General features: G+C 31.0%; 14 protein-coding genes. 10 read left to right on the forward strand and 4 right to left on the reverse strand.

Annotation, left to right across the window (positions count from 1 at the left end):
• The first annotated feature begins 942 nt into the window (after positions 1-942).
• Positions 943-1,626, forward strand: a complete 684-nt coding sequence (gene hda / locus GAPWK_RS00005; protein WP_038516941.1) for a DnaA inactivator Hda — start codon at positions 943-945, stop codon at positions 1,624-1,626.
• Between the two features lies 1 nt (position 1,627).
• The gene (locus tag GAPWK_RS00010) at positions 1,628-2,407 is read left to right on the forward strand and encodes a Cof-type HAD-IIB family hydrolase (RefSeq protein ID WP_025314259.1); all 780 of its coding nucleotides are present in this window, start codon (positions 1,628-1,630) and stop codon (positions 2,405-2,407) included.
• A gap of 72 nt (positions 2,408-2,479) precedes the next feature.
• Here the strand turns inward: GAPWK_RS00010 and GAPWK_RS00015 are convergent, their stop codons facing one another.
• Positions 2,480-3,985, reverse strand: coding sequence for an MFS transporter (locus GAPWK_RS00015; protein WP_025314260.1), 1,506 nt, complete (start codon positions 3,983-3,985; stop codon positions 2,480-2,482).
• A gap of 288 nt (positions 3,986-4,273) precedes the next feature.
• On the opposite strand from GAPWK_RS00015, the gene GAPWK_RS14055 reads away from it, so the two are divergent.
• From GAPWK_RS14055 to GAPWK_RS00035, 4 genes are read left to right on the forward strand one after another with little or no spacing between them, the layout of a single operon-like run.
• Positions 4,274-5,842 carry an oligogalacturonate-specific porin KdgM family protein gene (locus GAPWK_RS14055; protein ID WP_025314261.1) on the forward strand — a complete coding sequence of 523 codons (1,569 nt, stop codon included), beginning with the start codon at positions 4,274-4,276 and terminating at the stop codon, positions 5,840-5,842.
• 48 nt (positions 5,843-5,890) lie between these two features.
• Positions 5,891-7,453 carry an SGNH/GDSL hydrolase family protein gene (locus tag GAPWK_RS00025; protein WP_238551131.1) on the forward strand — a complete coding sequence of 521 codons (1,563 nt, stop codon included), beginning with the start codon at positions 5,891-5,893 and terminating at the stop codon, positions 7,451-7,453.
• 20 nt (positions 7,454-7,473) lie between these two features.
• Complete coding sequence (locus tag GAPWK_RS00030) at positions 7,474-8,640, forward strand: pectate lyase family protein (protein ID WP_025314263.1); 1,167 nt, start codon at positions 7,474-7,476, stop codon at positions 8,638-8,640.
• 30 nt (positions 8,641-8,670) lie between these two features.
• Positions 8,671-10,914, forward strand: coding sequence for a right-handed parallel beta-helix repeat-containing protein (locus GAPWK_RS00035; protein WP_025314264.1), 2,244 nt, complete (start codon positions 8,671-8,673; stop codon positions 10,912-10,914).
• Positions 10,915-11,207: 293 nt separating this feature from the next.
• Here GAPWK_RS00035 and GAPWK_RS00040 read toward each other — a convergent pair whose 3' ends face one another.
• A complete protein-coding gene (locus tag GAPWK_RS00040; RefSeq protein WP_025314265.1) occupies positions 11,208-11,843 on the reverse strand; it encodes an RpiB/LacA/LacB family sugar-phosphate isomerase in 636 nt (211 codons plus the stop codon).
• A 248-nt stretch (positions 11,844-12,091) separates the two neighbouring features.
• Between GAPWK_RS00040 and GAPWK_RS00045 the strand changes: the two genes are divergently transcribed.
• The 4 genes from GAPWK_RS00045 to kdgR all read left to right on the forward strand — a co-directional run bounded on the left by GAPWK_RS00045 (position 12,092) and on the right by kdgR (position 15,437).
• On the forward strand, positions 12,092-13,264 hold the full coding sequence (locus tag GAPWK_RS00045) for an oligogalacturonate lyase family protein (protein WP_025314266.1): 1,173 nt from the start codon (positions 12,092-12,094) through the stop codon (positions 13,262-13,264).
• A 49-nt stretch (positions 13,265-13,313) separates the two neighbouring features.
• On the forward strand, positions 13,314-14,108 hold the full coding sequence (locus tag GAPWK_RS00050; protein WP_038517656.1) for a gluconate 5-dehydrogenase: 795 nt from the start codon (positions 13,314-13,316) through the stop codon (positions 14,106-14,108).
• 96 nt (positions 14,109-14,204) lie between these two features.
• Positions 14,205-14,525, forward strand: coding sequence for a cupin domain-containing protein (locus GAPWK_RS00055; RefSeq protein ID WP_025314268.1), 321 nt, complete (start codon positions 14,205-14,207; stop codon positions 14,523-14,525).
• A 117-nt stretch (positions 14,526-14,642) separates the two neighbouring features.
• Positions 14,643-15,437: a DNA-binding transcriptional regulator KdgR gene (kdgR, locus tag GAPWK_RS00060; protein ID WP_086271719.1), complete on the forward strand. Its 795-nt coding sequence runs from the start codon at positions 14,643-14,645 to the stop codon at positions 15,435-15,437.
• A 6-nt stretch (positions 15,438-15,443) separates the two neighbouring features.
• Here kdgR and GAPWK_RS00065 read toward each other — a convergent pair whose 3' ends face one another.
• Entirely contained in the window at positions 15,444-16,550 is a 1,107-nt protein-coding gene (locus tag GAPWK_RS00065) for an anhydro-N-acetylmuramic acid kinase (RefSeq protein WP_025314270.1), read from the reverse strand.
• A gap of 4 nt (positions 16,551-16,554) precedes the next feature.
• Positions 16,555-17,118, reverse strand: a complete 564-nt coding sequence (locus tag GAPWK_RS00070; RefSeq protein WP_025314271.1) for a Sua5/YciO/YrdC/YwlC family protein — start codon at positions 17,116-17,118, stop codon at positions 16,555-16,557.
• Between the last annotated feature and the right edge of the window lie 64 nt (positions 17,119-17,182).

A 17,182-nucleotide genomic window follows, 5' to 3' on the forward strand; every position in this document is an offset into this window, starting at 1 on the left:
AAAAAGCCTCGTTTGTTATTTTACATATAGGTGATCAATTATTTTTGATCAAGTTATTTGGTTTATTTAGCGTAAGGAATTTTACTCATCTTTTTTATTACGTCAAATGATCTATTTTGATCGCGATCTAAATTAAATAAGATCTTTTATATGATCTTTTTATTTTTATTACTATTACGGTGGATCATTTTTGTTGATAACTTTTATTTCTAATTATTTTATAATAGGTTATTTAATAATTAACTCTGTTAATTGATCCGATCTTTTCTTGTTTAAGATTGTTTATAAATATCTTACTTATCCACAGTGAATTTATTTTTTTAGGTTGTTAATATGCTTATCACAGCTTATGATCTGGTTTTGCCACAGAGTTATCCACAAAAAATAAATTTGTTTGCTTAATTTTTAGCTTTTTATTGGGTTAATTTTACACTCACAATATGATCTATTTTTAAAATGTTGATATATGGATCAAATTAACAGGTAGGATCTTTGAAAATCTTTCTTACTTTTTTAAGCTCTGAAACTACTTTTAGATCAGAAAATATAGCTCAGATTAATTCAATGATTTTATGATATATTAAAGTTCGTTTATAATAATATAAAAAAGTATTAGTGCTTAAATTATTTATTATAAAAATTTACATGATGAAAATGGTGTAGTGATATTTGAACTGCTCAAAATATTTTTATGTAAATAAGCATAAATCATTTTATTATATAATAAATAATGATAGTGTGATTAATTTTATACTAATACAAATTGTATATTTAATTATTTAACTTTGTAACTTAGAAAGTTTATACAGTATTTAGTTGCTTTAAAATTGAATATTTTATAGATATTTATAGGATCTTATTTACTTTTCTATAAAAGTGATTGATTTTTATAAAAGCAAATTTATACTTAACGCTATTTGTTTTTTATTGTGAGGTTTCTTTATTACTCTTTCACAGCTACCTTTACCTTTTTCATTACCTAATAATGAAACTTTTGATAGTTTTTATGTAGGTGATAATCAATTATTGTTTGATTCTTTGCAAACCTTATTGGGTAAAGAAAGTTTTAGTGTCTTTTATATATGGTCAACAACGGTTTCTGGCCGTACTCATCTATTACATGCATCAAGTCAAAATAAGTTAGCCAGTTATATTCCTTTAAAACAGTATTATCATTTGGTACCAGAAATTTTACAGGGATTAGATAATTATGATTTAGTATGTTTAGATGATATTGATGCTATAGCAGGCCATAGAGATTGGGAAGAGGCTATTTTCGATTTATTTAATCGATTAACAGAAAAGAACATTACTAAGTTATTAATTACTGCAAGTGCTCCACCTAAACAGATCCCTTTTATCTTACCTGATTTGGTTTCTAGATTGTCTTGGGGGCAAGTTTACCAATTAAAAGAATTAAGTGATGATGATAAACTTAAAGCTTTACAGCTAAGAGCTCAATTAAGTGGGTTTGAACTATCAACAGAAGTTGGGTTATTTTTATTAAAACGTGTAAATCGTGATATGCGAACTCTATTTTCACTATTAGAGAAATTTGAGGTAGCAACATTAGCTCAACAACGTAAATTAACTATTCCTTTTATTAAAAATATTTTGGATTTGTAATATGACTAAAAAACCTGAAGCTATCGTTTTTTTTGACTTAGATGGTACTTTATTTAATAGTAATATAGAGCTTTTACCGAGTTCTTATGATGCAATAAAAAAACTTAAACAAAATAATATGATACCTATGATTGCAACAGGTAGAAACCCGCTTGAAGTTGTTGATTTAATGAAAGAAAAAAACTTAAATTCTATTATAGGGATGAATGGACAAGTCGTTATTTATGAAAAAGAGGTCATATTTACCAATAATATTGATAAAAATATAATCACTCGGTTATATGAATTTTCAAGAGAAAAAACGAATATTCCTTTGTCTTTCTATAATTACAAAGCAATGCGGGTTAGTGAAAACGGTGAACCAGCACAAAAATTTTATCATCATTTAAAACAAGATGTTCCTCCTGTTGATGATGAAATCTATTTAAAAGAACCTATTCAGATGTTGCTATTACTTTGTGAACAAGGTGAATCGGCTTATCGTGAGTTGTTTCCTGAATTAACTTTTATTCGTAATACTCCTTATTGTGTTGATGTTTTTAATCATGGTGGATCAAAAGGTAGAGGTATTAAGGAACTTTTAAAAATGAAAGGGTTTGATGATGTGCCAACTTATGCCTTTGGTGATGGTATGAATGATTTAGAAATGTTTCTTACTGTTGATCATCCAATAGCTATGGGAAATGCAGTTGATGGGTTAAAAGACAAAGCTGAATATATAACAGATACTAATAATAATGATGGTATTGCTAAAGCACTAGAAAAATTTGGATTAATTTAGAATATAAAAAAATCATCTAATTGGTTAGATTAGATGATTTATAATTGACTATATTATTATTTTTATTTATTTTTATTGATGTTGTTTAAAACCAACGTTATTGTTACCAAAACAGTTATCATAATCAAAACCTGTTAATTCTTTAACTAAGCTTCTTATTTCTGGTGTTGCATCTTCTTTTTTACCACCATTTTTTAATCTATCAAGCTCTTGAATAATAAGTGCATGAGTTGATTTGTCTAGTTTCATACGATATGTGAAGAAAATACCTAACAATGCCATTCCACACACACCAAAGACTAACACTGAGTTAATTGCAGTAATTGCACTTTCTGGTTGAACCGCATCTACACCAGATACAAAACCAGAGTATTTCAATACAATACCTAAGACAAAGACAATTGTTGCACGCATCAATTTACCTGCCATGGTCATTGCTCCAGCATAAATACCTTCACGACGTCTGCCTGTTAGTACTTCATCGATATCTGCTAAGAATGTGTAGACACTCCAAGGAATATAATAGACACCACCTGTTCCTAAACCAAACCAAATAGTAATACCAATAACAATCCAAGTAACATGAGGCATATTAAGGTAGTAGACACCGATATAACCGATTACTGAAGATATTACGATTAATATGGCAATGACAAATGGTTTTTTAAATCCACGTTTTACACACCAAGCCATGAAGAAAGCAGTTGAAATTAATTGGCAAATACTGCTTAAACTGTTCATTTGCGAAACAAAAGTTTTTGGTTGACCTAAGTTAAATACAACGAAATAGGTAAATGTTGCAGCAAATAGCCATTCAGCACCAAAGCCAAATAGATACATACCCAAGTGGTTTCTAAAGGTTTTTAAACGGAAGGTTGAAAAGACATCGGAAAATAATTTAACAATGCTTTCCTTAAGACCAGAAGTTGTTTCATCTTCAATTTCATCAACTGATTTTTCCCAACTGTTTAAGTAAAGTAAAATGAGTGCAACTGCCATGATAGATGCGTAAGTTATACCAGTTAATAAAAATGGTAATGGTGAGTCTTTGCCATCAAATAAATAGAAAAATACGCCAGGGATAGCAGCGGCTAAGAAGTTAGCAACTTTACCAAACATTGCTTTTGAACCAGCTAAGTAGGTACGTTGATCAAAGTTTTTAGTCATCTCTACTGGTAAAGTATTATATGGGATCATAATCATGGTATAGATGAATTCAAATAAAATATAGGTCGTTAAGTAGTACCAGAAATTCATTCCATCAAGCCAAAGTAATGGGTAAATAATCATACATGGGATGGCAAATAAGATGAAAAACCGACGACGCCCAAATCGACGCCCAAGCTTAGTATGGTTAAAATTGTCAGTAATAAATCCCATTAATGGATTTAAAATAACATCTAAATAAGTAGCAATTGAAAAAATTAATGTTGCTTGAATTGCCGAAAGTCCGCAAAATGTTGTATAAAAGTATAATAACCAAGCAGCACTGATTGCTAGTGCACCACTTCCTATTAAATTACCACTACCATACGAAAATCGAGTTAGTAAGGTTATTTTTTTCTGATTATCAGCCATAAATCTCTTTTCCTCAATAATTATGAAATACTGTTTTAAAAATATTATTAAAATAATATTTAATTTATACAAGTTTATTTCAAAATTTTTTTTAGAAATGTGATTTTGGTAACAATTTAGTTAATGTGAAAAATTACCATATAAATAATATAAAAAAATAAAATGATAAATATCATGAAGTTATTGTTTTTTTAGAACTGTTTTTTTAAATTGTGATCTTATTAACAGAAAATATTAATAAAATAATAAAAAATATAAAACAGCATTTTAAAAAATAGGAAAACAATAATGAGTAATTTTAAATTAAAAAAAATACCGCTTTTAATGTTTCTATCTACTTTTCCTATCTGTAGCTTTGCTGGTTCTGGTCAAACAGTTTTTCAATATGAACATAACTGGAAATCAATGGATAGAATTCATGGCGACACAATTAAACTAATTCATAAAACCGATAATAACTGGCAATATGAATTCAAATTTGGTGTTACTGAAGGTGGAGGAAACAAACGTGATGTTTTATATGATGATATGTATGGTGGATCAGGTGGTGTTGTTATTCAAAAAAATATCACTCTTGATAATGGATGGGGATCGATAATTCCAGCATTAGAATTAGGATTTAGTAAAGATTTAGTTCTATATCAGCCAGGTTTAAAATACAGTTATAAATTTAATAGTGATTGGTCAAGCAGTATACGTTATCGCTATGAATGGAAAAAAATATCTCAAGCTGAACGCTACAAAACAGCAAAAGTATCTGGCCAGCAAGTTAAATATAAAGCTACAAGTAATAGTGGTAGACACCGCTTTGATTGGGCATTGAACTATTCTGGATTTGAAGCATTTAATCTTGCTTATACCTTTAATTATTACCTTGGTGATTTTACTAATAATTCTTATAAATTTTCTAACGGGACATTTGAAAAGAATAAATATATTGCTTATAACAACAAAAAAAATGATTATGAACAAGAATTTAAAATAACCTACAATTATTCAAAATTATTTCGCCCTTATTTTTCTATTTCCGATGTGTCAAAAAATAAAGCCACTGACACAAGGCAAGCTAAATTTAAAGTTGGTTTCAATTATGCTTTTGATCAATCAAATAGTAAAGACTCCGATTTTTCTTACAAAACCTATTTCAAATATGCACATCATTATGGTTTAAGTTCTCATTATCATGGTGATAGTTTTGGTTTATATGCTGATTTTGATAAAAAAGGCTATATCGGTTTTAGTTTAAATACCTATAACCAAATAAAAAATAGAATATTATTTGACGATCTTGTTTCAAGTCATTATCAAATCTATGGCGGTTATAACTTCCATTTAGCTGATCAATGGGTTCTGACACCAAATATCGAAGTTAGATTCTATTCTGGTGGTGGTTATAAAGCTAAAAGTTTAGAAAATTTACCTCATTACCAGTTGGGTGATGTTAGTGATTCACAACGTCCAGGTGTGCGTTATTCTCCAGCATTAAAATTGACTTGGTTACAAAGCGATGATCTATCGTTTTATAGCCAATATCGATTTGAATATCGTAAAGTTTCAAGAAGCAAACGCGAAGATAGTGTTCAAGGCTATGTCGATAACCGATCACGTAATCGCTTTGATGTTGGAACGGATATTAACCTATCTCCTGATTGGAACATTGGTTATCGCTTTTCATACTTAAAAGGGAACTATGTATTACAAAATGATAAACGACATGATTATCAGCAAGAGTTAGATATAAATTGGCAAGTAACGAAAGCTTGGCAAGTAAATTTTGCTGCAGAAGATGTGGCTAAAAGTGTCCATTCTGACTCAAGGGAAACTAAATTAGTCCTAGGATTATCATATTTATTTTAATTTTAGTTAATAAAAAAGTTAGGAAAAACAGTTAGTGGTGAAAAGATGATGAAGAAAACCTTTTTTGGACTTTTATTAGTTGGAATTTCAATTAATCAAGTATCAGCAAATACAATAATACAAGGTTATGCTTATGCAAATAAACCAATAGACTCATCCGTGATTATTCGTGATGCTAATAATAAAGTTTTACAAACAACCACCAACAATGATGGGTTTTATTGGCAAGATGTATCAAATCTTACACCACCACTGATTGTTTTTACCAACAAAAATTCGCTAGAACGTAAAGCGCATGGTGATCAATTTTGTAATGGTAATTGTCTGTTTTCATATGTATATACATTACAACAAGATGAAAAAAATACGGTTAATATTAATCCGTTAACTGATTATTTAACCAGTGAGCTGGCTAAGCAAATTAATCTTATTGGTCCTGAAAAATTTGTTGATAATCCATTACCTACTCTAATGAAAGATGATTTATTAAAGAAAACTTATAATAAATTTCATCTGTTATTTGATAAAGCATTGCTTCAAATAGGTATTGAGGATAACTCTTTTGATCCAATTACGACGAATAGTCCAAAAACAAAAGATTTACTTGATGTTATGTTATTTAATCGAGGATATCATTCAGCAACAGGTCAAATAAGCGAAACTGTATTACTTGATATGCGTTTTAGACCAATAAGCCAAGATTCACCTTTTGATTATCAACAAGCTGTTAAACAACAAAAAGAAAATATGAACGCTAAAAAACGTATTTTCATTTTGGGAGATTCGACCGCCTCTAATTACGATAAAAAAGTTTATCCAAGAATGGGATGGGGGCAAGTTTTTGATCAGTTTATTAATGATAAGGCTGATGCCATTGTCATTAATGGCTCGCAATCTGGTCGTTCAAGTCGTAGTTTTAAAACAGAAGGCTGGTTTCACTTGATGAAGCCTTTTATGAAAAAAGGCGATTATATGATCATTGGTTTTGGGCATAATGATGAAAAATGTGATGGTAACAATCCTAAACGAGGTCAAGTAGATGTTGCTAATTTGTGTACTTACCCTAATGATGATAACAATCAAAAACAGTATCCATTAAAACAAGAGAGTATGTCATTTCAATCTTCTCTGGAAGATTACCTTGCTGTAGCAAAAGAGTTAGAGATGACTCCCATTTTAATGACACCTGTTACTCGATTTAAAGATAAAAATAATAAAACAGCTTATCAAAATCAGAGTAATGATCCCGTTAGTCATATGCATTATACCGCCAATAAACCTGGTTTTGCTTATTGGGGGGATTATTCCAATACCATTAAACATACCGCTAAAGTTAATCAAGTAACTTTAATTGATTTGGAATCACTTAGTATTGACTTTGCTAATCAACATAAAGATGACTGGCAGTCTTACTGGTTAGTTATCGATCCTAATGATCCTAAATACCCCTATTATAAAAATCAAACTTCTGGCGTGATTAGTAACCCTGATATTACGCATTTTCAAGAAAAAGGTGCACAAGCTATAGCCAAAATTATCGCGACAGCTATCAACAACGATCCTAAATTAAAACAAGATGAAGTTGTTGATTTTAATAAAATTAATCAATAAAAATTAAGGTATTAATTAAAATGAAAAAACTACTTATAGCTGTGTTAATTCCATTAGCAATTAACTCATATAGTTTTAACAGTTATGCATTATCACCATCGCCAATAAAAGTTAAACAGGCTCTTGATGTTGCACCTGAAAATGGCTTTGGAGGATTCAATTCAGCAACAAACAGTGGAACAACAGGTGGTTCTAAAGCCAAAAAAGAGATGATCTTTCTGGTGAATAATAAGAAAGATCTTATTGATGCTATTACGATCAACAAAGATCAGCCACGGATTATTCAAGTATCAGGCGTAATTGATATTAGTGAAAATAAACCTTATAAAAATTTTGAAGATCAAAAATCACGTTCCCTGATCAAAATTCCTAGTAATACTACGTTAATTGGTGTGGATGGAGATGCTGGTTTTATCAATGGATCAATTATTTTATCTAATGTAGAAAATATCATTGTTCGTAATTTAAAAATTGAAGCACCAATTGATGTTGCACCAAAATTTGAAGAGGGTGATGGTTGGAATGCTGAATGGGATGGTATTAATATTATTTCTTCAACATATGTTTGGATTGATCATGTCACTTTTACTGACGGTAAATTTACTGATGATATGTATCAGGAAAAAGATGGCTGGAAATATGTACAACATGATGGTTTATTAGATATTAAGCGCGGTAGCGATTTGATTACTATCTCTTATTGTTTATTTGAAAATCATGATAAAACTATGTTAATTGGGCACAGTGATAAAAATGCTCAACAGGATGAAAATAAATTAAATATCACACTTCATCACAATGTTTTTTCTGATATTACTCAACGAGCTCCACGAGTTAGGTTTGGTAAAATCCATATGTATAACAACCTTTTTAAAGGGTCAGTTAATAAATCAGAAACAACCTATCCTTATCAATATTCAATTGGTTTAGGCTATAGAGGTAGTGTTATTTCAGAAAATAATCAATTTATGATTGATGGTTTGAAAGATCACTGCAAAGTAGCTAAACAATTTAAAGGTAACAACCTACTAGATAATAAGTCTTTATTTAATGAATCTAGATTGAAATTATCTTCTTGTGATTTTGATGATAATTTGAATTGGTCTGTACCTTATCAATATAACTTGGATGATATCAAACAGTTTAGTAATAACTACAATCAATTAGTCGGTAATGGAAAGCTTTAAAATTTGTAATAAAAAATGTTAGGACCCATAATGAAAAAAATATTAACTTCAATACTTTGTCTGTCTACGATTTATGTTAGCGCGGCTTCTGCACAAGAATGGAAAACGATAGCCTTTGGTCAATCAACAGATTTGAACTTTGCATCGCTTATTAAACCAGAAAAAGTGGGAACCAATAATGCTTGGATAGCAGGTCAAAACGAGTATTTAATTCCAAATCAACCCTATCAATTACCTTCTGATTTTTATTTAGAAAGTCGTGGCGGTAAAATAGCTAACTCACATGATGGAATGGTGGTGTTTTATACCCAATTACCGGTTAACCAAACTTTCATATTAGAAAGTGATGTTACCTTAGAGCAAATAGGACCTGAAGTGGATGGTAAAACTCCTGCTGCCCAAGAAGCGGTTGGTTTATTTGCTCGTGATACCATTGGCGTTGCTAGAAGTGAACCGCAGCCAGCGGGTTACGAAGAGTTTCCTAATGCTTCAAATGTAATTATGAATGCATTAATCACTCAAAATCAAAAGAATGATAATTTAATAAAAGTAACCGGCTTAGTACGTGATGGCGTAAAAAAAGCATGGGGTAATGAAGGTATATCAATTGAGAAAGTTGGTTATGTTGAAAATGTTAACTATGTTAATGTTAAAAGTATGCATTTAACAATGACAAGAACGGATAATCAATTTATCTTATCGATGAAAAATAATGCAACAGGTGAAGAGAAACAGTGGGCAACCAATGATTATTCAGGATTTTTGAATCAACAAGATAATAAAAATATTTATGTTGGTTTTTTTGCATCTAGAAATGCAAAAGTTGAATTTAAAAATTCTAAATTAACGCTTAATGATGAGAAAGTTAACTACGATAAATTGCCAGTTAAACCAGAAGTTATTGTGGATATTAAGCCAACTTTAACCTTATCATCACCACAAAATGTATATAGTAAAAATTATACATTGCAGTTTTTCCCAAACACTTCAGGTACAGTAACCGTTAAAGAAATTAATAAAAAATTAAAGGCGCAAACGGGTAAATTATTACAGTTCCCAACTCAGCTAAAAGAGGGTAGTAATGTCTTTACTGTAGAGTTTAAAGATAAAAGAGAAACTAATACACAAACCTTTACAGTAGATTTAAATCAATCATTGATTGAAGATTTATCTAATATTGTCGTTTCACCAGAAGGTAAAAAGGATAATAAAGGTACCAATCAATCACCAGTGGATTTTGAAACAGCCGTTAATAGCGTTGTCCCAAGTGGTGTTATTCATTTAATGGATGGTTATTACGATGGTATGACTCTTCCAGCTCAATTAAGTGGCTTACCAGATAAATTAAAAACGATACAAGCAATTAACAAACATAAAGCCATTTTTATCAATAACACATTTAAGTTAGACAGCAACTATTGGTCTATTAAACACGTTATTTTTGATGGAAATATTGATGATAAAGATAATAAGCCAGCCTATTTAAGAATTTCGGGTAGTCATAATGTCATTGATCAAGTTATTACCCGTAATAACAGTGATACAGGGCTTGCAATATCAGCCAAAAATAAAAACGAAAATAGAATTTATTGGCCATCTTATAACTTAATTCTTAACTCTGATTCTTATAATAATATGGATAAATCAGGTAAAAATGCGGATGGCTTTGCAGCTAAATTAGGTGTTGGTAAAGGAAATGTATTTAGAGGATGTATTGCGCATAATAATACCGATGATGGGTTTGATCTTTATAATAAAATTGAAGATGGTCCAAATGAACCAGTATTAATTGACAGTTCAGTCACTTATTCAAATGGTTTTCCTTTCTCTAAACCTAATATTGCTAAAGGAAGTATTGGTAATGGCTTTAAATTAGGTGCTGAAGGACAACCTGTAAATCATAAAATTATCAATTCTATTTCATTAAATAATAATATGGATGGATTTACTGATAACTTTAATACTGGTTCTTATATAATGAACAATAATATTTCGATTAATAGTGCAAGATATAATTATATATTACGAGCTAATCCTTATGCGTTTTTAAAACCAAAGGTGACGTTTGAAAATAACTATTCTATTCGTGATAGCTGGGAATCAGCAATAAAAGATTCATTTGGGCCTCAGATTAAAAGTAAACATTTTAAATCAGTGACCAGTGATGAATTATGGCAAAGTAATGTTGAATTTAAAATAACTCGAGATGAAAACGGTAATATTGTATTACCAAAAGAGTTAAAAATCTTAATCGAAAAAAATAAAGCAAAATAATCAAGCAATATAATTAAATAATAGTGCGCTAAGTCTAATAATCAGGCTTAGCGCTTTTTTTGTCTTCAAATTTTCCTTTTCCAATCTAATTCCTCAATTTTTATTACGCGATAATTATTTTTTTTTTAGATTTGTTGCTAAGAAATAATTAAATATACTAGTGATATTTAATATCACTCTATTTGAATTTATTAAATAAAGAGATTATAAGAAGTAATGAGAAATGTGCCATTTCATTAATTTAGTTGAAATGACACAAAAATTGTAGAATTCAGTAAATGATTAATTCTAAATTAAGCTAGTAAGCTTTTGATAAAATCTGTAATCTCAGGATCTTGACTGTTTTCAAATAAACATTTTTGGAAACGTTCGCCTTTGATTGCATCTTTAAGTAATGATTGATCAATCGATTTCAAGGCTTCAATTAAACTTTTTCCTGCTGCATTTTTCATATCATTTAAAATTACAGCATTAGCATTTTGAGATTCACGGCGCTCAGGTGGATAACCTAATCCTTTTTCGCCATCAAACGCTTTTTCAAAAATATAACGAGCATTAAGTTCTGCGCCCCAACCAAAGCCTTTAGCAAAAGCAAGTGATAAAGCATTACCATTATTCACTTGTGCAAATAGATAAGCATCAGTAGGTTCAATACAATAACCACAGTTAACACCAGGAAATGCATTTAATGCCATTAATGCACCTTGCCCAGTTCCACAACCTGTGATAACAAAATCAACGGCTTTGCTGTTTAATAAAATAGCGCTAATAATACCTAAATGAACATAAGTTAATTTTTTATCATTGTCACCATCCATGCCAACATTAAAAACCGTATGTCCATATTTCTCTGTTGCGTTTTTTAATTCATTTAAAATAATTGGATTTTTAGCTGCTTGGCTAAATTCGTTCATTAGTGCTATTTTCATAATTTCCCTCTATTTTGATTGAAATAATAACTAATTACATAAAAGTGTTGTAATTGGTTATTAGTACATTTTAGTTTTATTATAAACTTGCAAAAAAATATATCAATTTTTTTAAGTAAAATAAAACGATGTTTTAATAAATTTATTGCAATGTGATGAAAGTCACAAAATGATTAACCTTTTTATATTACTATATTTATAAATGAACATCTTTTAAACGTTTGTATATTTATATTTTGGGAGTTTATATGGCAAAGGGAAATATCGTAAGGCTATCATATTCATCATTTATTGATGAAGATTCAAAAAATGAAATTATTCGGTTAACGCCAGAAGGTATTTTATGCCATCGCAATTATTTCTATCAAAAGTGCTTTACTAATGATGGCCAAAAGCTACTTTTTGCTGGTGAGTTTGACACTAATCGTAACTATTATTTACTTGATATTAAAAACCAAACAGCAAAACAACTAACCGAAGGGCCTGGTGATAATACCTTTGGTGGTTTTTTATCGCCAGATGATAAATTTTTATACTATGTAAAAAATGAACGCAATTTACAACAAGTTAATCTTGAAACTTTAGAAGAAAAAAATGTTTATACTGTACCAGATGAATGGGTTGGTTATGGTACATGGGTTGCCAATAGTGATTGTAATGAAATTGTTGGTATTGAAATTGATAAAAAAGATTGGACACCACTTACCGACTGGACAATATTTAAAGCATTTTATAATAAAAACCCGCACTGTCGTTTAATCAAGATTGATATTGAAACAAGCGTAGCTAAAACAGTAATTGATCAAAATGTATGGTTAGGACATCCTATCTTTAGACCTTTTGATGATAAAACTATCGCATTTTGCCATGAAGGGCCTCATGATTTAGTTGATGCAAGAATTTGGTTGGTCGATCGTGATGGTAAAAATGAACGAAAAGCCCATGATAATTTACCTGGTGAGAGTTGTACTCATGAATTTTGGGTTCCAGATGGATCAGGTCTTGCTTATGTGTCTTATATGAAAGGACAACAAGAACGTTATATTCGCCTTTATAATCCTGTGACCAACGAAGATAAAGAAATTATGGAGATGCCAGCTTGTTCACACTTAATGAGTAATTTTGATGGCACGCTTTATATTGGAGATGGAACAGGTAGTCCAGTTGACGTAATTGATACCAGTGGTTACAAAATTGAAAATGATCCATGGCTTTATATTTTAGCACCTAAAACAAAAACAGCACATAAATTGGTTAAACATAATAGTACATGGCGAGTTTTAGATGGCGATCGTCAAGTTACTCATCCTCATCCATCGTTTTCACCTGATAATAAATACGTTTTATACTCATGTGATGCACAAGATGAACCTGCACTTTATTTAACCAAAGTGCCTGCTAACATATTAGAAGAAATGTGATAGATCCATTTTGTCTATCATAACTATAACGGAGAATATAATTATGTCGATTTTAAATAAATTTTCACTCAATAACAAAATAGCGCTGGTAACCGGCGCTTCATATGGCATCGGTTTTGAAATAGCAAAATCATTAGCTGATGCTGGAGCGAAAATCGTATTTAATGATGTGGTACCTGAAAATTTACAAAAAGGACTTGATGCTTATAAAGCGGCTGGTATTGACGCACATGGCTATCTATTTGATATTACAGATGAAGAAGTTGTTGAGAAATCCATTGCTCAAATTGAAAAAGAACATGGTGTGATTGATATTTTAGTCAATAATGCTGGCATTATTCAACGTAAATCAATGCTTGAAACAAGTGCGGCTGATTATCGAAAAATTATTGATATCGACCTTACCGGTCAATTTATTATGGCAAAAGCTGTTCTTCCTTCAATGATTAAAAAAGGCAGTGGTAAAATTATTAACATCTGTTCAATGATGAGTGAACTTGGCCGTGAAACTGTTGTTGGTTATGCCTCTGCTAAAGGTGGTTTAAAGATGTTAACTAAAAACATCTGTTCCGAATTTGGTCATGCCAATATTCAATGTAATGGTATTGGTCCGGGTTATATTGCTACACCTCAAACTGCACCATTACGTGAGAAACAAGCAGATGGTTCTCGCCACCCATTTGATCAGTTTATTATTGCTAAAACACCTGCAGGACGATGGGGTACCCCTGATGATTTAGCTGGTGCAGCCGTATTTTTAGCATCTGAAGCTTCAAATTTTGTCAACGGCCATATTCTTTATGTTGATGGTGGTATTTTGGCTTATATTGGTAAACAACCTTAATTGAATAAGATTAAAAATTAGTTAATTAAAGAGATAATAAAATAAAGATATATTTTTATTATCTCTTGTTTATTTTATGAATTTAGGAGTGATGTCATGTTTTGTTTTAATTCAGATATTGAATTTATTGATTTAGGAAATGGAGTTAAACGTAAAGTTTTAGCGCATGATGGTAATATGATGGCGGTTGAAGTTCATTTTGAAACAGGCGCTATTGGTGCAATGCATCATCATCCACACGAACAACTCACTTATGTTTTATCTGGTGAATTCGAATTTACTATTGGTGATGAAACCAAAATTGTTCGTACTGGCGATACGTTATATAAAAAACCTAATATTGAACATGGTTGCGTTTGCAAACAAGCGGGTGTGTTGCTTGATATGTTTACTCCGCAGAGATTAGATTTTTTATAAAATAGCTAGTAACGACTCATTATTAATTATGATATACTTTCGATAGTTTTGATTTGTTCTAGTTGATCGTTTAATAATAGAATAATGACTAATTTTCAGTAAGGAGATGTGCTAATAATGAATGATAGCTCACCAGAATCGGTTGCTTCGGTTTTAAAAGTTTTCGGAATTTTAGAAGCTTTATCTGAATCTAAAGACATCGCTATATCAGAATTATCGCAAAAAGTAATGATGCCAAAAAGCACTGCTTATCGCTTTTTACAAACCATGAAATCATTAGGTTATGTTAATCAAGAAGAAGATTCAGATAAATATTCTCTTAATTTGAAATTACTTGATTTAGGTAACCGTGTGCTTTATCACCAAAACTTCTTAGCTATTGCTGATTTAGAGATGAGAAAGTTAAGGGATAAGACTAAAGAAACGATTCATTTAGCCGTTCGTGAAGGTGACCAAATTATCTATATTAATAAAGTGGCATCAGAACAATATAGTCTGTGTTTAACATCTAAAATAGGTAATCAAGCGACTGTTCATGCTAGTGGATTGGGTAAAGTATTATTAGCTTGGTTAGATGATGAAAGCAAAAAAAGCTTAGTTGACGGTATAGATTTTGTTCAATACACACCTAAAACTATTACAAGTAAAGAGGCATTTTTTGCTGAACTTGATGAAGTTAAACGTTTAGGCTATGGCAAAGATGATGAAGAATCTGAGCTTGGTTTACGTTGTTTTGCGGTACCTATTTATAATCGTTTAGGCAATATTATTGCAGCCTTAAGCCTATCAACCTCAATTTTTAGATGCAGTACTGAGGAAGATGAAGCTAAACTAGTGAGTGAAATTAGTCAAGCTGCAGCGAAAATATCTGAATTGATCGGTTATAATAAGCAGTCAAAATCATCAGATTAAAGATAATTATTGATAAATAACCCCTAAACTTACTGCTTGGCTTGCTCCAGTTACTTCTGGAATATTTGATGGAAGATTATTGATTTTACAATAAGCGAGCCAAGCAAAAGCAATTGCTTCCATATCATCACCTTTTATTCCTTTTGTATCTGTAGTCAATACTGTCCATGAAGGAAGCAATCGAGTTAAACGCTCCATAAGAAGAGGGTTTTTTGCACCACCTCCACACACTAACAGCTCACAAGGTAATCCATTTTCTATCGGTAATTTTTTTATTTCATTGGAAATAGATAAAGCCGTCAACTCAACTAAAGTTACTTGGATATCTTGCGCAGCTAAATTGAATCCTGCTAATTTATTGTGTAACCAGGGTAAATTAAATAGTTCTCGCCCAGTACTTTTAGGCGCAGGCATTTGAAAATAATTTTCCTTATAAAGATAGTTTAATAAATCTTGGTTAATGTTGCCCGTTTTTGCCCATATTCCATCTTGATCATAGTTTTTACCTAACTGCTCTTTGATCCATCCATCGAGTAATACATTACCTGGACCTGTGTCATAACCTATTACAGGGTATTGAGGTATTAAAACAGTGATATTACTTATTCCTCCAATATTAAGTATCACACGATTGATATGAGGATCTTGCAATACCGCTTTATGAAAAGCAGGCACCAGTGGCGCACCTTGACCTCCATAAGCCATATCTTTACGGCGAAAATCTGCGATAGTGGTTATGCCTGTTTTGGCTGCAATAATATTGGCATCTCCAATTTGCATGGTAAACGGATTTGCGCCATTTGGTGCATGGTAAATGGTTTGCCCATGACATCCTATAGCTGTAATTTGGTGTTTTTTTATCTGATTATTTTTTAAAAATTGATTTATGCTATCAGCAAAAAGCTGACCAAGTATGTGATCAATTTCACCTAAATTTTGTAATGAAGTTTGTTTAGTTTCGCATAACGTCAGTAGAAGTTGTTTTAAATGGGCTGGCATTGGATAACAATCACTAGCGATTGATGTAACTTTTTTTTCTGTTATATTCACTAAAGCAATATCAATACCATCCATACTGGTACCAGACATTACACCAATATATAAATTTTGCATAATGTTATCCTTGTCGAATGATTTTACCTGTTCTTATGTCTCTAATTTCAGAAGGTTGTAAACGATGACCGGTTTCACCTTTTAATACAGGAAAATCATCCCCAAATTGTTTTTTGACTTCAAAAACTGTTCGACAAGGACTATGACCTGAAAGATTAGCACTTGATGAAACGAGTGGTTTACCAAATAGATCACAAAGCTGACAAACTAAAGGATGATCAGTGACTCGTACCGCAATAGAATCAAATTTACCTGTTAAAAAGTAGGGAGTCGCTCTATTTTTGGGAAAAATCCAAGTGACTGGTCCGGGCCAGCTAGTAAATGCTAACTGCTTTTGTTCTTTATTAAGGCATGAATCATCAATATAAGGGAGTAATTGTTGATAATGACTTGCAATTAAAATTAGCCCTTTATCGATTGAGCGTTGCTTTAACTTTAGTAGGGTTAGTACAGCTGCTTCACTGTTAGGATCACAACCCAATCCAAAAACGGCTTCGGTCGGGTAAGCAATAACATCACCATTTTTTAAACGATCATTACATTCTGATAGTGTTAATAAATTTGTCATTAAGATTTAAATGTTAATTAAAACGATTGAAAATTATATTAAACCTAGGGATTTAGATTTGCAA

This window comes from Gilliamella apicola (assembly GCF_000599985.1).
GTDB classification, from domain to species: Bacteria; Pseudomonadota; Gammaproteobacteria; order Enterobacterales; family Orbaceae; genus Gilliamella; species Gilliamella apicola.